The sequence below is a fragment of the Mesorhizobium sp. genome (assembly GCF_017306585.1).
GTDB lineage: Bacteria > Pseudomonadota > Alphaproteobacteria > Rhizobiales > Rhizobiaceae > Mesorhizobium.
The window spans coordinates 1-21442 of record NZ_JAFKIC010000193.1 but is presented as its reverse complement, the minus strand read 5'-3'; the positions used below and the strand labels follow the sequence as shown (position 1 = coordinate 21442).

At 64.0% G+C, this 21442-nt stretch carries 20 protein-coding genes and 1 tRNA gene; 6 read left to right on the top strand and 15 right to left on the bottom strand.

Features of this window, described 5'->3' with window-relative positions:
• Window positions 1-125 precede the first annotated feature (125 nt).
• Window positions 126-770, top strand: a complete 645-nt coding sequence (locus J0I79_RS23665; RefSeq protein WP_292864791.1) for a sce7726 family protein — start codon at window positions 126-128, stop codon at window positions 768-770.
• Here J0I79_RS23665 and J0I79_RS35155 read toward each other — a convergent pair.
• The 4 genes from J0I79_RS35155 to J0I79_RS23650 all read right to left on the bottom strand — a co-directional run bounded on the left by J0I79_RS35155 (window position 678) and on the right by J0I79_RS23650 (window position 4886).
• Entirely contained in the window at window positions 678-1745 is a 1068-nt protein-coding gene (locus J0I79_RS35155) for a hypothetical protein (protein ID WP_366015076.1), read from the bottom strand. The genes J0I79_RS23665 and J0I79_RS35155 overlap by 93 nt on opposite strands.
• Window positions 1746-1849: 104 nt before the next feature.
• A complete protein-coding gene (locus J0I79_RS23660) occupies window positions 1850-2218 on the bottom strand; it encodes a hypothetical protein (RefSeq protein WP_292864788.1) in 369 nt (122 codons plus the stop codon).
• 37 nt (window positions 2219-2255) lie between these two features.
• On the bottom strand, window positions 2256-3785 hold the full coding sequence (locus J0I79_RS23655; protein WP_292864785.1) for an aspartate aminotransferase family protein: 1530 nt from the start codon (window positions 3783-3785) through the stop codon (window positions 2256-2258).
• A gap of 12 nt (window positions 3786-3797) precedes the next feature.
• Window positions 3798-4886 (bottom strand): pyridoxal-phosphate dependent enzyme, encoded by a 1089-nt coding sequence (locus J0I79_RS23650; RefSeq protein WP_292864782.1) that lies wholly within the window; start codon window positions 4884-4886, stop codon window positions 3798-3800.
• Window positions 4887-5141: 255 nt separating this feature from the next.
• On the opposite strand from J0I79_RS23650, the gene J0I79_RS23645 reads away from it, so the two are divergent.
• The 3 genes from J0I79_RS23645 (at window position 5142) to J0I79_RS23635 (ending at window position 7668) form a co-directional block, all read left to right on the top strand.
• Window positions 5142-7124: a BTAD domain-containing putative transcriptional regulator gene (locus J0I79_RS23645; protein WP_292864808.1), complete on the top strand. Its 1983-nt coding sequence runs from the start codon at window positions 5142-5144 to the stop codon at window positions 7122-7124.
• 96 nt (window positions 7125-7220) lie between these two features.
• A complete protein-coding gene (locus tag J0I79_RS23640; protein WP_292864779.1) occupies window positions 7221-7400 on the top strand; it encodes a hypothetical protein in 180 nt (59 codons plus the stop codon).
• A gap of 94 nt (window positions 7401-7494) precedes the next feature.
• A complete protein-coding gene (locus J0I79_RS23635) occupies window positions 7495-7668 on the top strand; it encodes a hypothetical protein (protein ID WP_292864776.1) in 174 nt (57 codons plus the stop codon).
• A 67-nt stretch (window positions 7669-7735) separates the two neighbouring features.
• Here the strand turns inward: J0I79_RS23635 and J0I79_RS23630 are convergent, their stop codons facing one another.
• Window positions 7736-8044 carry a UBP-type zinc finger domain-containing protein gene (locus J0I79_RS23630; protein ID WP_292864773.1) on the bottom strand — a complete coding sequence of 103 codons (309 nt, stop codon included), beginning with the start codon at window positions 8042-8044 and terminating at the stop codon, window positions 7736-7738.
• A 63-nt stretch (window positions 8045-8107) separates the two neighbouring features.
• Window positions 8108-9802 carry a cyclic nucleotide-binding domain-containing thioredoxin-disulfide reductase gene (locus J0I79_RS23625; RefSeq protein ID WP_292864770.1) on the bottom strand — a complete coding sequence of 565 codons (1695 nt, stop codon included), beginning with the start codon at window positions 9800-9802 and terminating at the stop codon, window positions 8108-8110.
• 182 nt (window positions 9803-9984) lie between these two features.
• Here J0I79_RS23625 and J0I79_RS23620 point away from each other — a divergent pair, with 182 nt between their 5' ends.
• Window positions 9985-11403 carry an SEC-C domain-containing protein gene (locus J0I79_RS23620; RefSeq protein WP_292864767.1) on the top strand — a complete coding sequence of 473 codons (1419 nt, stop codon included), beginning with the start codon at window positions 9985-9987 and terminating at the stop codon, window positions 11401-11403.
• Window positions 11404-11457: 54 nt separating this feature from the next.
• On the opposite strand, the gene J0I79_RS23615 is transcribed toward J0I79_RS23620, so the two are convergent.
• The 9 genes from J0I79_RS23615 to J0I79_RS23575 form a co-directional block, all read right to left on the bottom strand.
• Window positions 11458-11542: transfer RNA gene (locus J0I79_RS23615), tRNA-Leu, on the bottom strand.
• A gap of 299 nt (window positions 11543-11841) precedes the next feature.
• On the bottom strand, window positions 11842-12462 hold the full coding sequence (locus J0I79_RS23610) for a 2,3-bisphosphoglycerate-dependent phosphoglycerate mutase (RefSeq protein WP_292864764.1): 621 nt from the start codon (window positions 12460-12462) through the stop codon (window positions 11842-11844).
• Window positions 12463-12541: 79 nt separating this feature from the next.
• Window positions 12542-13378, bottom strand: a complete 837-nt coding sequence (gene dapB / locus J0I79_RS23605) for a 4-hydroxy-tetrahydrodipicolinate reductase (RefSeq protein ID WP_292864761.1) — start codon at window positions 13376-13378, stop codon at window positions 12542-12544.
• On the bottom strand, window positions 13375-15228 hold the full coding sequence (locus tag J0I79_RS23600; RefSeq protein ID WP_292864758.1) for an ABC transporter ATP-binding protein: 1854 nt from the start codon (window positions 15226-15228) through the stop codon (window positions 13375-13377). Before J0I79_RS23600 ends, dapB begins: the two co-directional genes overlap by 4 nt.
• Window positions 15229-15383: 155 nt before the next feature.
• Window positions 15384-16409 carry a glucokinase gene (locus tag J0I79_RS23595; protein WP_292864755.1) on the bottom strand — a complete coding sequence of 342 codons (1026 nt, stop codon included), beginning with the start codon at window positions 16407-16409 and terminating at the stop codon, window positions 15384-15386.
• Window positions 16410-16591: 182 nt separating this feature from the next.
• The gene (gene mepA / locus J0I79_RS23590; RefSeq protein ID WP_292864752.1) at window positions 16592-17686 is read right to left on the bottom strand and encodes a penicillin-insensitive murein endopeptidase; all 1095 of its coding nucleotides are present in this window, start codon (window positions 17684-17686) and stop codon (window positions 16592-16594) included.
• A 65-nt stretch (window positions 17687-17751) separates the two neighbouring features.
• A complete protein-coding gene (locus J0I79_RS23585) occupies window positions 17752-18651 on the bottom strand; it encodes an SDR family oxidoreductase (protein WP_292864749.1) in 900 nt (299 codons plus the stop codon).
• Window positions 18648-19823, bottom strand: coding sequence for a tRNA epoxyqueuosine(34) reductase QueG (gene queG, locus J0I79_RS23580; RefSeq protein WP_292864746.1), 1176 nt, complete (start codon window positions 19821-19823; stop codon window positions 18648-18650). The genes J0I79_RS23585 and queG overlap by 4 nt, the downstream gene beginning before the upstream one ends.
• 16 nt (window positions 19824-19839) lie before the next feature.
• Window positions 19840-20532 (bottom strand): glutathione S-transferase family protein, encoded by a 693-nt coding sequence (locus J0I79_RS23575; RefSeq protein WP_292864743.1) that lies wholly within the window; start codon window positions 20530-20532, stop codon window positions 19840-19842.
• Window positions 20533-20692: 160 nt separating this feature from the next.
• Here J0I79_RS23575 and J0I79_RS23570 point away from each other — a divergent pair.
• Window positions 20693-21442 (top strand): undecaprenyl-diphosphate phosphatase (locus J0I79_RS23570; protein WP_292864740.1); only part of this gene is annotated, 750 nt, incomplete at its 3' end.

Below are 21442 nucleotides of genomic sequence, written 5' to 3'. Positions count from 1 at the left end.
AGAGTTAAGCCCTGTTCTAGAGGGTAAAGGTAGGCGAAGGCCATGCAATTCTTGACCATGTGGTAAATTCTCGTTAACCTTTTTACCGTTACGCTGCCGAAACGATGCAGCGGCGGTAGGTAGGAATGCGTGACAGCGACGTCAGAGCCGCAGTAAAAGCGCACTTAGATACTCTTCATGGCGGCAGCGATGATACGCGCATTGTCGAAGAGATGGGCGTCTGGTCAGGCACCGTGCGGGTCGATATTGCCGTGATAAACGGCGAAATTTGTGGTTATGAGCTTAAGAGCGACAGCGACAACCTCAATCGACTTTCATACCAAGTAGAAATGTATGGCAAAGTGTTTGACCGCATGACCCTTGTCGTGGGTGCGAAGCACCACAAAAAAGCTTTGGCATTAATTCCAAAATGGTGGGGCTACGTGGTCGCCGAAATGCGGTCTAGTGAAGTCACCTTGAAGAGCAAGAGGCAAGCGCGGCGTAATCCAAATCCAGATCCATTTGTTGTGGCCCAATTGCTTTGGAAGGATGAAGCGATAGCAATTCTGGAGCGGCACAACCTAGCCAAGGGCTGGCGGCGGAAGCCGGCAGCCGAAATAAGCCAACGACTTATTTCGGTGCTCACGTTTGAGCAGCTCTCGGTCGAAGTCAGGTTCGCGCTTAAGGCGCGAGAACGGTTAGGGCAATTGATACCGGGTAAGTTCGATGTGTCGATTGACGCTGAAACTAACCCAGCTTGTGGGGCTTCCCGGGGAAGCTGGTGGTCCTGAATTCACCAAATCGATCATAGCATCGCCCCAGCAATGAGGCATAGCCCCGCGATTTGGCATCGCGGCGATCTGGCCGGCGTAGTTTTGATATTGGAGGCCTCGATCTATTGAACCTGGGCCTTTCGTTTTTACCCCATGAAAGACGGCAAAAGTCGATGGGAGAGTGTACTTCGCATTGATCGGGACCGGTCCCGGTATTTCATCTGTCGATGCATCGGGGCCTATCGTAGCGTAGTCTCCAAAATCAAGATTGTACCCAACACCACCGGCTTTCAATGCGTTCCAAAGGTTGAGTTCGGCTCGGGGCAGGGGCGTCAGTCCTATTGTGTAGCCCGATAACATGGCAGGGATATTACCCCCCGCAAGGGTAATTGAACGCCAAGAGGCCGGTTGGTGAAGATTTGCAAACGCCTGAAGAGCTGACGCCCCAAGCGCCAAGACATTGGCAGCGCTGTTCGCTAGGTCGATAATTAGATCGGTCTCGTGGGCCGGGCAAAACCAACTTCCAATCCAAGTAGGCATCGTAGTGAGGTCGGAAAGCGATATCCGCAAGGCCGCGCCCAATTTGTGAGCTTGAATCATTCTCGCCACGGCAGCCTGATAGCTGGGCGGCGCATTGGTGGTTTTGATGGACGGTACAATGTGGAGACCGACGGCAAGCGCGCTAGCCATTATGTTGTCCAGGTGATGCGCCATTGCGGTCCCGGGAAGATCAGCAGCATCAAGATAGCATTTAGTCGACCCCCACGCGTCGGCTATCTGTTTCGCGAATACATCTGATGCGGGAGCCGGCGGAACCTTTGGGGGAGTTTTAGGCGGTGCCTTAGCTTGTTTGGGGATTTTCGTGTCGCCGTACTGCCCTTGCAAAAGAACCAGATGCGGAGTGACATCTAAGCGGCCTGCATTGCTCAAATTGGAAAGCGCAACCCGTTCTCCCTGCTTCCATCGCAAGATTGGTATGTATTTTGTTTTCATTTTTCCCCCCAATGTTACTTAGAAATATAACATCAAGGGTGCATGACCGGCAAGTATGCCGAAACTCGGCTAGTGCTTCGGTTCAGAGTCGAATTAGGTACGAGTTATTCTTTTGTATCCTTAACTCCCGTCGCGGCTAGATCGAGAATCTGAGGCAATCCCATTAGGACCGTAACAAATGCGGCATAAGCCAATAACCCAAAGGCAATGATTGTTCGGTTCCCCACTAACTCATCCACTACGGCGCGAGTGTCCACATTAATCGGCACCTGTGCTGCCTTAATATCAGCAAGCGCCGAGGCAAACGCCCCAGTTTGCAAGCCCATGTTGTAGGAAAGAAGCGAAACGCCTCCGAGAAGGGAAGCAGCGATTAAGATTATAGCGATCGGGGGGAATTGCCTGTGATGTTTGTAGGCGAGCCAAGCCGTTGTACTGATCCAAGCTGCCACCAACCCGTAAATAAGCTGTTCCATTACCTCACCAATGCGTATCGGCCGTCGAGCGTTCATATCACGCGCTCCTTGATTCGTTATCGGGTTTGTCAAATATAGCCGCCTTCCCGAAAGGCCCTTCCGCCGCGATCTCCCAGCCGAGCCGCAGCGTTTCCCGCACTAGCAGGTCGAGATCGCCGCGCCGTGTGCGATGGTTGGCGATCGCGACGCGCAGCCAGTGCTGGCCATGAACGGTGGTGTCGGAGAGTGCCGCGATGCCCTCTTCCTGCAACCTCAGCATGATCTCGGTGTTCAGCGCCTTGAGCGGCTCTCCGGCAAGGCCCGGCTGGTAACGGAAGCAGACGATGTTGATGGTCGGCGCCGTGGCCAGTTCGAGCAGCGGCTCGGCCTCGATCAGTCGGGCGAGATGGCCGGCCTGCGCGATATTCTGATCGATCAGCCGCCCGAACTTGTCGAGACCATGCTGCTTGAGCGCCATCCAGACTTTCAGGGCGCGAAAACCCCGTGTCGTCTGCAGGCCATAGTCGTTGAGCCACTCTCCGGAAGCCAGGCCCCTGGGCGTCGATTCCAGATATTCCGGGGTCACCGCGAACGTGCGCCGATGGGCGGCGGCATCCCGGACCAGGGCGCAACCGACCTCGAACGGCGCGTGCAGCCATTTGTGCGGATCGAGCGCGACCGAGTCGGCTTTCTCGATGCCGGCCACCAGATGAGCGTTCTCTGGGGCGATGGCGATCAGCGCGCCAATGCAGCCGTCGACATGGAACCACATGCCTTCCTCGCTCGCCAGCGCGGCGAGCGCCTGAAGGTCGTCGATGGCACCGGTGTTGACCGTGCCGGCACTCCCGATGATGCAGGCCGGTTCGAACCCGGCCGCCCGATCCTGTGCGATCGCCGCCCGCAACGCCGGCACGTCGATGCACAGGCTGGCGTCGGTCGGGATTCGACACAGCGCCCGGTTGCCGAGGCCGAGCGCCTCCATCGCCTTGCGATGACAGGAATGGAGCTGGTCCGAGCCGTAGAAGCGCAGCGGCTTTTCGATGGCGGCGACGCCATGCTCGCGCACGTCGACGCCCGCCTTCGCATTGCGTGCCACGGTCAGCCCGATGATGTTGGCCATCGAGCCGCCGCTGACCAGCGTGCCGGAGGCCGAGGCTGGAAAACCCAGCATCTGTTTGCACCAGTTCACCACCTGGCGGTCCATCAGGGCGGCGGCGTGGTTGCCGCCGCCGAGATTGGAGCCCTGGATCGCCGCCAGGAAGTCGCCAAGCGCGCCGGCGAAATTTCCGGCTCCCATATACCAGGCCCAGAAGCGCGGATGGACGTTGCCCATCGGATAGGACATCACGGTGCGCGATACCTCGCCATAGACATCGGCCATCGGCGAAGGGACGCGCGGCAGCGGCGCCTCGAAGACGCTTCTCACCTCGGCGGGCATCTCCCGCCAAACCGGACGGTCGCGCACATCGCGCAGATAGTTGATGGCATCGTCGACAACCCGGTGCGACAGGGCCTGCACATCGGCCCAGTCCAGGGGGTCAAGCGTTTCCTCGGCCACCATGTCGAGGGCTTCGCGTGCGCCATCCATGACATCCTCCCGTCAGGCGGCCGGGAACTGGCAGCCGGGGGTCGAGCGCGACAGCGCCATTTCGTCGGCGTCCATCTCGGCCTCGATGCCATCGAACAGCGGCGTCGACATGTAGCGTTCGCCGGTGTCGGGCAGCATGCACAGGATCACCGATCCGGCCGCCGCCCGCTCCGCCACCTGCCGCGCCACGGCGAAGGTGGCGCCACCGGAAATGCCGGTGAAGATGCCTTCCTGGCGTGCCAGCGCCTTGGCCCACTTGATGCCCTCCGGCCCGGGGATCGGCACCACCTCGTCATAGAGGCTGGCGTCGACCGCCTCCTGCAGCACATTGGGGATGAAATCCGGCGTCCAGCCCTGGATCGGATGCGGCTCGAACGCCGGGTGGCTGGCGGCCGGCGCCCCGCCGGCGCCACGCTGCTGCGCCTTGCCGCTGCCGAGGAGTTGCGCATTGGCTGGTTCGGCGAGCACGATGCGGGTCTCCGGCCGTTCGCGGCGCAGCACGCGGGCCACGCCGACGACGGTGCCGCCTGTGCCGTAGCCGGTGACGAAGCAGTCGAGCCGCGAGCCGGCGAAGTCATTGACGATCTCGCGCGCCGTGGTCGACTCATGGATGGCGGCATTGGCCGCCGTCTCGAACTGGCGCGCCAGGAACCAGCCATTGGCCTCAGCCAGCTCCACCGCCTTCCTGTACATGCCAAAACCTTTTTCGGCGCGCGGCGTCAGCACCACTTTTGCGCCCAGCATGCGCATCAGCTTGCGGCGTTCCACCGAGAAACTGTCGGCCATGGTGACGACCAGCGGATAGCCCTTCTGCGCGCAGACCATGGCAAGGCCGATGCCGGTGTTGCCGCTGGTCGCCTCGACCACGGTCTGGCCGGGCTTCAGCGCGCCGCTGCGCTCGCCTTCCTCGATGATGTTGAGCGCCAGCCGGTCCTTCACCGAGGCGCCCGGGTTGAAGAACTCGGCCTTGACGTAGATCGTCGCATGGGCCGGGGCGAGATTGTTTATGCGAACCGCCGGCGTGTCGCCGACAGTGTCCAGAATGCTGGCGAACAGCCGGCCGCGCCCGGCGGTGGTCCTGATCTTCTGCTTGTTCAACATCGTTGGTCTCCTCGATTGTCCTCGTTCCTGTCATCACCGCACGGTTACAGAGCGGCGGCTTGGGCGGCGAGGTTTCGAGACCTTGCCGCGGTAGGAGTGACGTGCCGGCGATGCGGCGATGGCCGCTCCCGGCGAGAAAGTTCGCCGCCGGATGCGCCGTGTCGCGTCCGGTGATAGAGTAAGAGCCGACAGGCCAGCGTTGGAGCAGGCGTGGAAACGGACGTGGAATCCGCCCGATCGAAGCCGGATGGCGGCATGCCGGGTCTGTCCGTGCGCCTGCTTGGCCCGCTGACGATCCGCCGCGACGGCGCCGCTTCGGTGCTGCCGGCCTCGCGCAAGCTGCGCGCCCTGCTTGTCTACCTGGCGCTGGCGCCGCATCCGGTCGGGCGCAGCCGCCTGTGCGAACTGCTCTGGGACGTTCCCAACGATCCCCGGGGCGAGTTGCGCTGGTGCCTGAGCAAATTGCGCGGCGCGCTGGACACGCCGGAAAGAGCCCGCGTACTCACGCCTGGCGATGCCGTGGCGCTCGATCTGGACGGGTGCATGGTCGACGCGCTGGAAATCGGCCACGCCGCGGCGCAAGGCATCGACACACTTGACGCGGATCGGCTGCGCACCCTGGCCGGGCTCTTCGCGGGCGACCTGCTCGACGGCCTGGAACTGGACCGTAGCCCGCTCTTCAACAGCTGGCTGACCGGACAGCGACGCCGCTTCCGCTCCATACACGCGGCCGTGCTGGAACGCCTCATCGCGACTTTGCCGCCAGAGTCTGACGAAGCAATCGCGCATCTGGATAATTGGGTGGAGCTCGCTCCATTCGACGGACGCGCGCACGCGGCGCTGCTGGCCGGCCTCAACAGGCGCGGGGAACTGGATGCCGCTGAAAAGCATCTGGCGGCGGCCGAGCAGTTGTTCCGCGCCGAGGGCCTCGATTTCGCCTCGCTGCGTGCTACGTGGGGGATGATGCGCGGGCAGCGTTCGCCGGCCTCCGCGCAGCCACCCTGTGCGTCGACGGCGCCAGGACTGGCGCCGACATCTCTGGATACCGAGCCGGTCGGGCCGAGTCAGGCGTCACTGGCCGTCATGCCCTTTTCCCAGGATGGCGCGCCGCGCGGCGGACTTGCTGACGGCCTCACCCATGACATCATCACCCGGCTCGCCAAGTTGCGCGATTTCTTCGTCATCGCACGCGGTTCGGTGTTCGCGCTTTCGGAGCAGAACATCGCGCCGGAAGACGCGGGACGCCGGCTTAATGTCGACTATGTCGCCACGGGCACGGTAAGCAATCCGGCTGGCCGGCTTATCGTCGCCGTCGAGCTGGTCGAGGTGCGCACGGCCAGGATCGTCTGGGCCGAGACCTTCGAGCGCCGCCCCGACGATCTCTTCGCGGTCCTCGAAGAAATCGGCAATACCATCGTCTCGTCGATCGCGGCCGAGATCGAGATCGTTGAGCGCAACCGCGCGCTGCTGAAGGCGCCGAACTCCCTCAACGCCTGGGAGGCCTATCATCGGGGCCTGTGGCACATGTACCGCTTCACGCGGGATGAAAACGAACAGGCGCGGCATTTCTTCGGCAGGGCCTTAAGACTCGACCCTACATTCGCGCGTGCGCATGCGGGCCTCTCCTTCACGCACTGGCAGGCGGCCTTCCAACGCTGGGGCGATCGCGACCGGGAAAGCGCGCTGGCCTACGAGAGCGCCGGCCTGAGCCTGCTGGTGGACGACCACAATCCGGCCTCGCACTGGGCCATGGGCCGGGCGCTCTGGCTGCGCGGCGAGCATGACGATTCGCTCTACGAACTGAAGCAGGCGGTAAGCCTCAGCCCCAATTTCGCGCTCGGCCACTATGCCTTGTCCTTCGTGCACTCGCAGTCGGGCGACCCGCAGGAGGCGATAAGTTCGTCGGACCATTCGCGCCATCTCAGCCCGTTCGACCCCCTGCTCTTCGCCATGCTCAGCGCGCGCGCCATGGCTCATGCCCGGCTGGGGCAATTCGACGAGGCGGCGGAATGGGCGCTGAAGGCGACGAAACGGCCCAACGCGCACGCCATCATCCTGGCGATCGCCGCCCACTGCCTAGCGCTGGCCGGCAGGCTCGAGGAGGCGCGCGGCTTCGCCGCCGTCATCCGCAGGACATTGCCGGACTACCGCGCCGACGATTTCATCGGCACCTTCCGTTTCGAGCCGGACGCCGAGGCGCTGTTCCGGCAAGGCGCAAGGCGTATCGGGCTCGGCTGACCTCGCGTTGGAACCCACCCGTTAACGAATCCGGAAGGAGTTGTTTAACGGTTCACGGCTATGTGACGTGCGGGGGGCCAAATCAAAGTGAGTATGATGAGCGAAAGCCCCGACAAGCGCAGCAGCGAATGGCGTGCCATTCTTCATGTACAGGCCCGCGTCGCCGTCCTGTTCGTGCCAGTCGTGGCGAGCCTGCTGATCATCGCCGCACTTGCCGGCAACGACCGCAAATCGGTTCCCGACATAGACCGGACGATTACCGGGTCGGTGCGATAAGTCACGAGGCCGCAGCGCCCGGCACCGGCCGGCCGAGCTCCTCGCTGGAACTGCGCGCGCCGTCGAACATTGTCTTCCGGAGCAGGAGGACATGATGACCCGAGCGTTCGACATCAACGACAACAGCAAGCAGAATCCGAAGCGCCCGCCACAACCCAGGACCGGTGACGCGCTGAAGGAAAAGAAAGTCGAGGGCAAGGCCTTCGAGGTCAATGAGAACAGCGTGGAGAATCCCAAACCCACGCCTGTCCCGCCAAAGCGCGGCTGACTCCGAGCCCAAGGCTATAGCCGACTTTCAGCCGACCGGGCCCTCTGGAGGGTGCCGGTCCCTCGGCTCAAACAAATCTTGGGATCGGCCCGTTCTGCGGCGTCGTGCGGTCGCCGAGGTCGATGAAAACCTCGTCGACATAGCACCAGCCCCAGCCTTCCGGCGGATCGTAGCCCTCGATGACCGGGTGGCTGGTGGCGTGAAAATGTTTGGTCGCGTGGCGGTTGGGCGAGTCGTCGCAGCAGCCGACATGGCCGCAGGTGCGGCAGAGCCGCAGATGCACCCACCAAGAGCCGTTCTTCAGGCATTCCTCGCAGCCGAGCGCGCTCGGCGTCACGTCCTTGATCCCGGCCGCATGCCTGCATTCATCCGCCATCACACTCTCCTCGCCAGTTGAGATTCGACTATTTTCCCTCGACCTGTGGCCAGAGGGAAAGCGCTAAACACTGTTCCTTGCATTGCCCACCCCTGCCTGGCTGCCGTCTCGCGCAAGATAGGCATGCAAGGCAGCGACCACCTGGGCGCCTTCGCCGACGGCGGCCGCGACACGCTTGACCGAGCCGCAGCGCACGTCGCCGATGGCGAAGACGCCGTCCCGGCTGGTTTCCATCGTGCCATGCACCGGCCCCAGCTCCGTTCCGGTGCGGATGAAGCCCTTGGCGTCCAGCGCCACGCCGCATTGAGCCAGCCAGTCGGTGTTCGGGTCCGCGCCGATAAACAGAAAGAGATGGCGGATCGGGCGTGTCGTGCGCTCTCCGCTGACGCCGTTGCGCCAGCTGACGGCGGCGAGATTGCCTTCCTCGCCATCCAGCGCCTCGACTTCGCTGTCGGCCACCACCTCGATGTTGGGCTGTGCCTTTATGCGCTCGACCAGATAGCGCGACATGGTGGCGTCGAGGCTGCCGCGGCGCGCGAGCAGCGTCACCTTGCGCACGTGGCTGGCGAGGTAGACGGCGGCCTGGCCCGCCGAATTGCCGGCGCCGACCAAAGCCACCTCCTGGCTGGCGCAGAGCCGCGCTTCGATGGGCGAGGCCCAGTAATGCACCGAGGTTCCCTCGAACGCTGCCAGATTGGCGAGGTCGAGCCGGCGATAGCGCGCGCCGCTGGCGATCACCACCGTGCGCGTGCGCACCGTCTCGCCGTCGCCGACATCCAGCAGATAGCGAGCGCCCGAATTGTCAGGCGCGGCGCTCAACAGCTTCGCCTCGTCCGGTATCACCGTTTCGACGCCGAATTTCTGCGCCTGGTTGTAGGCCCGCGCCATCAATGCCATGCCGGTAATGCCGGTGGGAAAACCGAGATAGTTCTCGATGCGCGAGGACGCGCCGGCCTGTCCGCCGAAAGCCCGGCAATCGAGCACGATGGTCGACAGCCCTTCCGACGCCGCGTAGACGGCGGCCGCCAACCCGGCCGGCCCGGCGCCGACGATGGCGACATCGTAGACCTTGTCGCCGTCGACGGGGCGCAGCAGGCCGACGCAGCGGGCAAGGTCCTTCTCGCCGGGATTGTGCAGCAGCTTGCCGTTGGGGCAGAGCACGATCGGCAGATGGTGCGGGTCGACATGGAAGCGCTCGATCAGCGTTTTGGCGCAAGGATCGGTGTCGGAATCGAGCGCGCGATGCGGCTGGCCGCTGCGCGCCAGGAACCCCTGCAGCCGCAGGACGTCGCCATTGCCGGGAGGACCGATGACGATCGGCCCGCTGATGCCGCTTTCGAGCAGGCCGACGCGGCGCAGGATCAGCGCCCGCATGATGCGCTCGCCGAGATTGGCCTCCTGCACCATCAGGTCGCGCAGCCGCTGCGAGGGGATGATGACGGCCTCTACCGCTGTCGCCGCCTCGGCATCGACCAGCGACGGGCGGCTGGACAATTGCGCCAGCTCGCCAACGAAACTGCCGGCGCCATAGCTGATCATCGGCTCGCGCGAGCCGATCGCGGCCCGGGTGACATCGCCCTTGCCCGACAGGATGAGGATCAGCCCGGGCGAAACCGTGCCGGCGGTGACGATGGGCTCGCCGGCGGCATAGGCTCTCGACTCGCCGAACCGGCGCATGCGCTCGATATCCGCATCGGTGAGGATGGGGAACGCCTGGTCGCGACGGGCGCCGAAGATTGCGGTAGCGGATTGAGACATGCGTGGAGCGTAGCGAAGCGGCCGCGCGGTTTGAAGCGGTTTGTGAGGGGACTGGCCAGGATGGGAGGTAGATCCCAAGAGGGGCATCCTGGGAAGGTCTCCGATCCTAAGAAATCGATGTTACGCGGCTGCCGGCCTTTGTTATTCTGCTGGTGAATCGAATAGTTCGCTGCGGGATTGTGATGCCCACCAACGCAAAGCAGTTTTGTCCATGTGGTTCCGGACGGGCCTATCACGCATGCCACGGCCACTATCTTGAGTATTTGGACCTGATGTCGCCGAGGCGTCGCTCACTCGAACGAGTTGCTAACGACCGTGGCCTTCCCGCCGCAATATTGAGCGGCCAACGAAGGGAATACGGCTGCGGCAAACCTATGGAGAGTTGGGTTGAGGGCGGGCGCCGCCATGTGCGAGTTGGGGCCGAGGTGTTTACGTCTCATAGATGGCGCAACTTCACCGATTTCTTGCTCTTTTTCCTTCAACATTCATTCGGTATCGAGTGGGGTGACAAGCAGAAGGCCCTACCGATTGCTGAAGCGCATCCCGTGTACAGACAGTTTCTGGAACTGAGGTCAACTGAAACTGGTGCGCGCAGGGAAAACGGATTGTACTCCACGCCTGCGACGGGGACGATAAATGCATACATTTCACTGGCATACGATCTCTATCTGTGTGCCCACAACCAGCGTATTCCCAACGTCCTCCTCGACCGTTTGAAATCTGCCATCGACTACGAGGGAGCACTTTATGAAATCTATGTGGCAGGGCTACTGTCGCGCGCCGGGTTCCGTTTGGACTTTGAAAACGAGAAGGACAAGCGCCGCACCCATTGCGAGTTTACCGCAACTAATATCGGAACTGGCGCAAAATTTTCGGTCGAGGCCAAGGCCGTAACATCTCGCTCGGCCAGGTCTGGGCAGTCGGCTTCTCCGCCGAACTTCAGAGGAAAACTGTTCGACGCTTTTTCAAAGCGAGCGGACCATATGCGAATCGTTTTCCTTGAGATCAATAGACAAATTTTGCCCACAGGCGGAGGGCCCGAGTGGGCTCCCTATTTGGTAGATCAGGTCCGGAAAGCTGAGCGCGATATGTTTTTGGAGGACGGAAGGCGACCGGACCCGGCGTATCTTTTCGTTACGAACCGGCCTTTTTTGAGTCAGCGAGATCCACCTGCGGGAGGCTATGAGTGTGGCGGCGTAGGGTTTCGTATCGCCGACTTTCCACCTGAAAAGATGGGACATCTATACTACATGCAGCATGCACGAATGAAGCACATTGAGGCATACCAGTTGTTCTGCGCAATGCACCAAACGGTGCCCGTCCAGCAACATTTTGACGACGACCCCTTGGCCGCCGTATTCCGCGGTTTCGATACCGTTGGCTCCGACGACATTCGGCATCCTTTGGACGCGTTCGATTTTATGTTTTCCGTCTACCGCAAGTCCGAGCCAGAACAGCTCCGGGAATGGCTAGCCGACCTTCATCCACACGAACAGCTACAGCGAATGAACCAGATGCAGCTTGCCGAGCTCTATTGTGCGTGTGTTGGCCAATCGATGGTGGCCGGACGTGGAAGAGGCGCATCGCATCTCAACGAATGAGTTCAATGAATTAGACTGGCTACCTTGATAATCCCGTTGGTAGTCGGGATAGAATGGTGCCCAGAAGAGGACTCGAACCTCCACTCCTTGCGGAACACGGACCTGAACCGTGCGCGTCTACCAATTCCGCCATCTGGGCTGGTGCGGGCTCAATAAGCGGGCAAGCGGTTGCTGTCAACGCGCTTTTTTCGCGGCTCCCGCTCGCCGGCTCAGTTTCGGGCGTCGGCGCCGCCCCTCACCTGCCTGCCGGTATCCTCTCCCCGTATAGAGACGGGGAGAGGGGCGCTCTCATCGGCGATTTCGCCAGCCTGCGGCGTTACATAGATGGAGCCGGCATGGCGGCCAGCTTCTTTCTCTCCGTCACTATACGGGGAGAAATGCCCGGCAGGGCAATGAGGGGCGGCGCCAGCGTCAAAATCTACCAACGCCCCGGACCGGTCAGCCCGCCAGCACTTCCTTCGACGCCACGGTCGAATCAGCGTTGAGCTGGTAGATCACCGGCACGCCGGTGCCGAGTTCCTCCTTGACGATCTCCTCGCCCGACTTGCCGTCCAGCGCCATGATCAGCGCGCGCAGCGAGTTGCCGTGGGCGGCGACCAGCACCGTGCCGCCGCGCAGCACATGCGGCTGCAGGTCGTGCAGGTAATAAGGCCAGACGCGGGCGCCGGTGTCCTTCAGGCTTTCGCCGCCGGGCGGCGGCACGTCGTAAGAGCGGCGCCAGATGTGCACCTGCTCCTCGCCCCATTTCTGGCGGGCGTCATCCTTGTTGAGGCCGGAGAGATCGCCATAGTCGCGCTCGTTGAGCGCCTGGTCGCGGATGGTCTTCAGATCGCTCTGGCCGACCGCGTCGAGAATGTGCTGGCAGGTTTTCTGCGCCCGGGTCAGCGCCGAGGTGAAGGCGATGTCGAACTTCAGCCCGCGCGCCTTCAGCTTCTGGCCGGCGGCCTTGGCCTCGGCGTGGCCCTGCTCGGTCAGGTCGACGTCACGCCAGCCGGTGAACAGGTTCTTCAGGTTCCATTCGCTCTGGCCGTGACGGACGAGCACGAGGGTTCTCGACATGTTTGCTCCCTTCGAGAGCAATTCCAGGAGAGCGGCTCCAGGCTGGAATTGCGTTAAGACAAAAGGTGGATGGTCCGCCTCAGCTCAGGCCGAGCACGTCCCGCATCGAATACAGTCCCGGCTTCCTGCCATGCGCCCACAGCGCCGCCTTGACGGCGCCGCGCGCGAAGATGGCACGGTCCTCGGCATGGTGCGACAGGGTGATGCGCTCGCCGGTGCCGGCCAGGATCACGCTGTGGTCGCCGACCACCGAGCCGCCGCGCAGCGTGGCAAAGCCGATCGTGCCGGTTTTTCGCACACCCGTATGGCCGTCGCGTGAACGCACGTCATTGCCCGAAAGCGCGATGCCGCGCCCGGCGGCGGCGGCCTCGCCCAGCAGCAGCGCGGTGCCCGAGGGCGCGTCGACCTTGTGCCGGTGATGCATTTCGAGGATCTCGATGTCGAAATCCTCCGGATCGAGCGCCCGCGCCGCCTGTTCGACCAGCACCGCCAGCAGATTGACGCCAAGGCTCATATTGCCAGACTTGACGATGGTGGCATGGCGTGCCGCGGCGGCGATTTTCGCATCGTGCTCGGCCGAGCATCCTGTCGTGCCGATGACATGGACGATGCGCGCCTGGGCGGCGTAGCCGGCGAATTCGACCGAGGAGGCCGGCGTGGTGAAGTCGAGTACGCCGTCGGCCTTGGCGAACACCGGCAGCGGATCGCTGCCGATCGCCACATCGAGGCGTCCGACGCCAGCCAACTCCCCGGCATCCTTGCCCAGATGGGGCGAGTCGGCGCGTTCGACCGCGCCGATCACACGGGCGCCGGGAATGGAATGGATGGCGCGGATCAGCGTCTGGCCCATGCGGCCGGCGGCGCCGACCACGACCAGGCCCATGTCAGCCGTCGGCTTTGCGTCTGTCGCGCTCATATCGTGCTCCGGGCAATGGTCTGCGTCTCAATGTCCGAAGTCTGGATCGGCGCGCTGTCGTCGACAAGCCCCAGGCCCTTGACGCCCTGTATGCGGTGAAAGCGGGAATAGACGCTGTGCGGGTCGGCCATCAGCGACGCATGCGTGCCTTCCTCGACCAGCCTGCCGTCCTCGAGCACGACGATGTGGTCCGCATTGACCACCGTCGACAGACGGTGGGCGATGACGATGGTGGTGCGGCCGGCCATGACATGGGTCAGCGCTTCCTGCACCCGGGCTTCGGCCTCGTTGTCGAGCGCCGAAGTCGCCTCGTCGAGCAGCAGGATCGGCGCCTTGCGCACGATGGCGCGCGCGATCGACACGCGCTGGCGCTGGCCGCCCGACAGCGTCGCGCCGTTTTCGCCGACCGGTGTGTCGTAGCCCTGCGGTTGCGCGCGGATGAACTCGTCGGCCGCCGCCAACCGCGCCGCGTCCTCGATCTCGGCATCGGTGGCCGAGGGCCTTCCATAGCGGATGTTGTCGCGGATCGAGCCTTCGAACAGATAGGGCGACTGCGAGACATAGGCGATGGAGCCGCGTAGCGACTGTTTGGTGACCTTGGCGATGTCCTGGCCGTCGATGGTGATCGTGCCCGCCTCGACGTCGTAGAAGCGCTGCAGCAGCGCCACCAGCGTCGTCTTGCCGGCGCCGGAAGCGCCGACGATCGCCGTCATCTTGCCGGCGGCGGCGGTGAAGCTCAAATTCTTCAGCACCGGCGCTTCCTCGACATAGCGGAAGGAGACGTTGTCGAAGCGCACCTCGCCGGTGGTGAATTTCGCCACGCTGGCGCCCGGCGCGTCGCCCTGCTGCGGCTCGAGGTCGAGCAGCTCGTAGATCATCCGGGCATTGACCAGCGCGCGCTCCATACCGACCTGCATGCGGGCCAGGCGCCTGGCCGGGTCATAGGCCAGGATGAGCGCGGTGATGAAGGAAAAGACAGCGCCCGGCGGCTGGCCGAGGACGAGCGCGCGGTAGCCGGAATAGGCGATGACGGCGGTGACGGCGAGGCCGGCCAGCATGTCCGAGATCGGCGACAGCCGCTCCGAGACGCGGGCGATCTTGTTGTTGCGCTGTTCGGCGGTGTCGGCCATGGCGCCGATGTGGCGCGCCAGCTGGTCCTCCATAGTGAAGGCCTTGACGATGGCGATGCCTTGCGTGGCTTCCTGAACGGCTCCGGTCAGCCGCGAGTTGATCAGCACCGAATCCCGCGTGATGCGCCGCACGCGCCGGGTGAGGTACACGACAGCCCAGATCAGCGGCGGCCCGATCAGCAGCGAAGAGAGCGACAGGACCGGGTCCTGGTAGACCATGACGCCGACAAGGCCGATCAGCGTGACCGCGTCGCGCGCGATCGAGGTCAGCGTCAGCGACAGCAGGTCACGGATGCCGCCGACATTCTCGTTGACCTGCGCCGCCAGCCGGCCCGAACGCGTGTCGTTGAAGAAGCCGACGCCGAGCTTCATGAGATGGTCGAAGATACGCTTCTGGTAGCGCGCCACCAGATTGTTGCCGATCTTGGCCAGCGTCACCGCCTGGCCGTAGCCGGCGAAGCCGCGCAGCACGAAGGCGGCCATGAAGCCGGCGCAGATCCACACGATCGCATCGCCGCGCCGCTCGTAGAAGATCTGGTTGACCATCGGGGCCATGATCCAGGCCGTGAAGGCTGTCGTGCCCGACACGATGAGCGAGCAGACAATGGCGACCACATAGGAACCGCGATAGTCGTGGCTGTTTTCGGAGAGGATGCGGCGCAGCACAGCCGTGACCTCGCCGGGCGTGGCCTTCTGCTTGTTTGGAGCTTGTAGTGTCAAATCGGGAGCTTCGTGGTTTCTTCCGGTTGGGACCGGCCGCAGTTCGGCATCCCTCTTAACGCCATGCGGCCGGCTTGCCTATGCCCGGGGCTGATTAACTTCGTCGCGGGTTCAAACGCATGTGAGACCTTCCCGTTGCACCGACCGCAGAAAAGTCAGGCCTGCCAGCGCCGGCCCGCCGTCTGCACGCCGAACAGCGAAGGGTTGCGGGCATAGGCGGCGAGGCCGAGAAGCGCCGCCAGCGGGTGGGTGATGACATAGACGGGCATGGTGCGCATCAGCGCGCTGTGCGGCGCCTTGTCCTCGAAGGCGGCGCGGAAATTGCCGGCTTTGAGCGCCGGCACGATCTTCTGCGCGATGCCACCGGTGAGGAAGACGCCGCCACGGCTCATGAACACCAGGGCTAGATCGCCCGCGGCGCGGCCGAGACAGGTAACGAAGAGCTCCAGCGCTTCCTCGGCGACCGGGTCGGTCTTGGCCAATGCCGCGCCGGTGACCTCGGCCGGCGTGGTGAAGGGCGCCGGCTTGCCATCCGCCTTGGCCACGGCGCGATAGACGTTGACCAGGCCGCGTCCGCACAGGATCTGCTCGCCCGAAATGCGGCCTTCGAGCTTCTCGATATGCGGAAACACCTCGAAATCGCGCGGCGTGCGCGGGCCGATATCCATATGGCCGCCCTCGCCGGGCACCGGTATCCAGTGGCGCAGGGCATGGACAAGGCCGGCCACGCCGAGGCCGGTGCCGGGACCAAGCACCACCCGGCCGGCATTGGGCTCGGGCGTGCCGCCGCCGATCTTTTCCATGTGCTCTTCGCCAAGCGCCACGACGGCGAGCGCCTGCGCCTCGAAATCATTGAGCACGACGATGTCGCTGAGGCCCAGATTGGCGAACATCTGCCTCGGCTTGACCACCCAGGGACAGTTGGTGAGCTCGATCTCGTCGCCGTCGACCGGCCCGGCCACCGCCAGCACCGCCGAATTGGGGCGCACGGACGAACGGTCGAGCACGGCCGCCTGGATCGCCTCGTCGATGGTGTTGTAATTGGCGGTCTGGACGATCGTCGGCTCTCCGGCCTCGGAATTGGCGTCGAGCACGATCGAAAAGCGCGCATTGGTGCCACCGATGTCGCCGATCAGGATCGGAAACCGCAGCAAAGTCTCTTCGTCACCCATGCCTGGCATGCTTGTCGTCCGTCCCCGACGGCCCATCGCCGTTCATCCGTTGACTAGCGCATGAGTTTGAAAAGGGAAACGGTTTTCGAGCCTGGTTACGCGTACAGGCAGGTTCTGCGGCCAAACGGCCACTATTTCGCGAAAAACGGGCGGCTAAACCGATTGAGCCGACCGATGGGGCGCTTACGCCGTCAGTTGCCCGGCGGCCTTGGCCGCGGCACCGGCACGCCGACCTCGGGGGTCGCGGTGAAGGCGTTGACCGCGCCGGACAGGCCGTCCGTGCCGCTGGCGGTGGTGGCTGGCGGCGACGGCGTCTCGGGTTCGGGCGCGGCGACCGCGACCGGCACGGCGCCGCCGTGGTAGGTGGCGGCCTCGGCCGAGGCCGGGCCGGGTGCTTCGAGCACGGCGCGGCATTCCTTGGGCAGGTTCGCCATCGTCATCACGTCGCGCGCCTTGGGCGCGTCGGGATTCTTGTTGGGCCGCCACGGCTCCTGCGTGAACCACCAGGCCAGCGGCTTGCCGCAGCCGTCATCGTCCGGCGTCGCCTCCTGCGCCTTGCAGTTGGGCGAGCCCGGCTGGCAGCCGATGCGCATGTGGAAATGATAGTCGTGGCCCCAGAACGGCCGGATCTTGCGCAGCCAGCCCCGATCGCCCTTGACGGTGTCGCAGAGCTTTTTCTTGATACCTGGATTGACCAGGATGCGCTCCACCTCGGGATAGCTCGCGGCACGCTTCAGAAGTGCGGTATGCTGCGGCTTCCACAGCGCGTCCTTCACCAGATGCGTTTTCTCGTCGACCATCAGGGTGGCGCTCATCGTCTCGCGCTGCGCCATCGACAGCGGGCGGCTGGGCATCGGCGTCAGCCAGATATCGGCGTCGAGCCCGATCTGGTGCGAGGCATGGCCGGTCAGCATCGGACCGCCGCGCGGCTGCGCGATATCGCCGATCAGAAGGCCAGGCCAGCCGTCGGCGACGGCATCGCGCGACAGTTTCTCGATCAGGGCGATCATCGCCGGATGGCCCCAGCGGCGGTTGCGCGAGGGCCGCATCACCTCCCAGGTCGGTCCGTCCATGGGGATGGCGACACCGCCGGCGAAGCAGCCCTTGGAATAGAAGCCGAAGGATTGCGGCGCGGTCGCGGTCGGCAGTTTCTCGGCGCCGAACAGGTCTTTTGCCCGTTCCTCGGAGAACGCTGGCTGTGCGTTCAAACCGGTCAAGACGAGCAGGCCAAGTGCTGCCACCAGCCGTGACGCTTTACCGAAATATGGCCACGTCTCTGTCTTCATGAAATCGGATCCCCACCGCAATTCCGAAGCCGAATCATAGCACGCCGCGCCACCGGCTTCGATCGTCAGCCCTTCATCGGGCTGCGCGCCGCGCCGTCTTTCCAGTCGCCGCTCGCCCACATATGGCCGAGGGCGGCGCGGTAATCCGGAAAGCGAAAGCGATAGCCCGCCGCCTTGATCGCCGCATTGGCGACCCGCTTGTTCTCGCCATAGAAGGACCGCGCCATGGGCGAAAGTTGGGCGGTCTCGAAGGGAATTTCCGGGGGCGGCGTGACGCCCATCAGCGACGCGGCATAGGTGACGACATCCTGCGGCGGCGCCGGCTCGTCATCGGTGACGTTGAAGATGCCGCCGCTGTTGCACCCGATGAGCTGCCACAGCGCGCCGGCGATGTCGTCGCAATGGATGCGGTTGAACACCTGGTCCGGCTTGATCAGCCGCCTCGCCGTACCGTTCTCCAGATTGACCAGCGCGTTACGGCCCGGGCCATAAATGCCGGAAAGGCGCAGGACCGCCACCGGCCGTCCTATCTCCCGGCCCAACTCCAGCCAGCCCTGCTCCGCCGCCACCCGCATCACCGAGCGCTTCGACACCGGCCGGCATTCGGCGGTTTCGTCGACCCAGGCGCCGGCATGGTCGCCATAGACGCCGACCGTGGAGAGATAGCCGATCCATTGCAGGTCAGGCAGGCCGGCAATCGCTTCGCGCGCGGCGTTCAGTACGGGATCGCCGGCCTCGTCGGGCGCGATCGAGATCACCAGATGCGTCGTTTTCCTCAGGGCATCGCCGATCTCGCCGGCCAGCACGCCATTGAACAGCAGCGGTGCGATGCCGGCCTGGCGCAGGCCCTGGAATTTTCCGGACGAGCGCGTCGTGCCGAGGATCGTGGCGCCATCGCGATTTGCGCGGGCGAAGGCCTGGCCCGAATAGCCCGCGCCGAAGACAAGAACCTGTTTTTCACTCATGCATGCGCCCTGGCTGGGACCGACCGCGCCCATTCATCGCGCACGGCCGTGTCGCTCTCGGTGTTCAGGCCGTTGGCGGCCCGTTCGCGATATTCGGTTTCCGGCACCAGCCTGGCCAGCGCCCATATTGCCGCGCCCCGCACCAGCGGCGAGGCGTCGGCAAGCAGCGCCCGGACGGGAGCGACAAGCGTACCATCGCTGGAGTTGCCGGCGGCGATCAGCACGTTGCGGATGAAGCGGTCGCGGCCGATGCGCTTGATCGGTGAGCCGGAAAAGAAGGCGCGGAAGGCTGCATCGTCCAGGCGCAGCAACTCGGCAAGTGGTGGCTCGCGCAGATCCTCGCGCGCGGCGAGCTTGGCCTCGGAGGCGGCCTTGGCGAACTTGTTCCACGGGCAGGCGGCAAGGCAGTCGTCGCAGCCATAGATGCGGTTGCCGATTTTTTCCCGGAATTCATGCGGGATCGGCCCCTTGTTCTCGATGGTAAGGTAGGAAATGCAGCGCCTTGCATCGAGCCGGTAGGGCGCGGGGAAAGCATCGGTCGGGCAGGCGTCCAGGCAGGCGCGGCAGGAGCCGCAATGGTCGATCTCGGCCCGGTCGGGTGCAAGTTCGGCGGTGGTGAAGATGGTGCCGAGGAACAGCCAGGAGCCGTGTTCGCGGCTTACGAGATTTGTGTGCTTGCCTTGCCAGCCAAGCCCAGCCGCTTGCGCCAACGGCTTTTCCATGACCGGGGCGGTGTCGACGAAGACCTTCACGTCGCCGCCGGCGCGCGCCACGATCTTGCCGGCGATCTCCTTCAGCCGGCCCTTCATCACCTCGTGATAATCGCGATTTCTGGCGTAGACGGAAATCGCGCCGCGATCGCGCCTGGCGAGAAGCTCGCGCGGATCGTGGTCGGGGCCGTAATTCATGGCCAGCACGACGATCGAGCGCACCTCGGGCCAAAGAGTGGAAGGCTCGCTGCGGCGTTCAAGCGTCTCGGCGATCCAGTCCATGGAGCCATGAAAGCCGTCGGCGACGAATTCGGCGAGCCTGGCCGGGGCCAGCGGGATCGCGTCGGGAGAGGTGACGGCGATGGCATCGAAGCCGGCGCGATGCGCCTCCGCGTCGATCAGCGCGCGAAGTCTTGCGGCTCTTTCTATTTCAGCATGATCTTTTCGGAAAACCGGGGCCACTTTTCCGGATCATGCTTTAGAAGTCGAGGTCCGCATAGTGCGACACCGGCGATATACCGCGCACGCGGTCGGTCAGCAGCGGCCGGAAGGAGGGCCGCGACTTCACCCGCGTATACCATTCGCGCGCGGCGGTGTGTTCGCGCCAGTCTATCTCGCCGAGATAGTCGAGCACCGAAAGCGTCGCCGCCGCCGCGAGGTCGGCATAGGTGACCCTGCCGCCAGCCAGCCAGTGGCGGGTGCCGGCCAGCCAGTTGGTGTATTTCATGTGCTGGCGGATGTTGGCGCGAGCGGCACGGATGGCGCCCGAATCCGGCGAACCCCCGCCAGCTGTTTCCGGCATGATCGGCTTCAGCACGCGTTCGCGCACCAGATGCCGGGTGACCTCGCTTTCGGCCTTGTTCAGATACCAGTCGATCAGCCGGCGGATTTCGGCGCGCTGCATCGGGTCCTCGGCGAACAGCCGCTTGTCGCGCTTCAGCACGCCGCGCGTTTCGTCGAGATATTCGGAAATGACCGTCGCGCCGACGATCGGCACATCGCCCTCGGCCAGCAGGATCGGCAGCGTGCCGGCGGGGTTAAGCGCCAGGAACTCCTTGCGCCGCGTCCACGGCTTTTCCTCGATCAGCGCCAACTCCTCGCCATACTCGCCAAAGGCAAGGCGGACGAAACGGCAGGATGCGAACATGGGATGGTGGAAAAGCGTCAGCATGGTTCCGCGATGATAAAGCGTACTGGCGAATCGCCGGACGCACCGGTAAGGGTTGGCCGCCCGGTTAGCGGGCCGTCAGGGTGTTGCGACCTATAGGGGCACTTGAACGCCATGACAAGCAAGCCGTTCCGTTAGCCGTCATGCAAATGCCGAGGTATAAATGGAAAGCCAGACCATCGTCGAAGCGCTGCTGCTCGGCCTCCTGGAGGGACTGACCGAATTCATTCCGGTGTCCTCGACCGGCCATATCCTGCTCGCCGGCCATTTTCTCGGCTTCGAATCGACCGGCAAGGCCTTTGAGATCCTGATCCAGCTCGGCGCCATCCTGGCGATCCTGACCGTCTATTTCCGGCGACTGTGGCAGATGCTGCTGGAACTGCCGCATGACCGGCTGACACGCCACTTCGTTATCGGCATCCTGATCGCCTTTCTGCCGGCCGCGATCATCGGCGCGCTGGCGCATGATTTCATCAAAACGGTGCTGTTCGAATCGCCGAGGCTGATCTGCATCATGCTGATCATCGGCGGCATCGTGCTGCTGGCCGTCGACCGCATGAATCTCAAGCCGGTCTACCGCGACGTCGAGCGCTTCCCGACGAGGCTCTATCTGCAGATCGGGTTGTTCCAGTGCCTGTCGCTGATCCCCGGCACGTCGCGCTCCGGCTCGACCATCGTCGGTGCGCTGCTGCTCGGTGTCGACAAGCGCGCGGCGGCGGAATTCTCGTTCTTCCTCGCCATGCCGACCATGGTCGGCGCCTTCGCCTTCGTCCTGTTCAAGAACCGCAACGTGCTGACCTCGGCCGATGTGCCGATCATCGCCATCGGCTTCGTCGCCGCCTTTAGCACGGCGCTGTTCGTGGTGCGCTTCCTGCTCGACTACGTCTCGCGCAAGGGCTACTCGCTGTTCGGC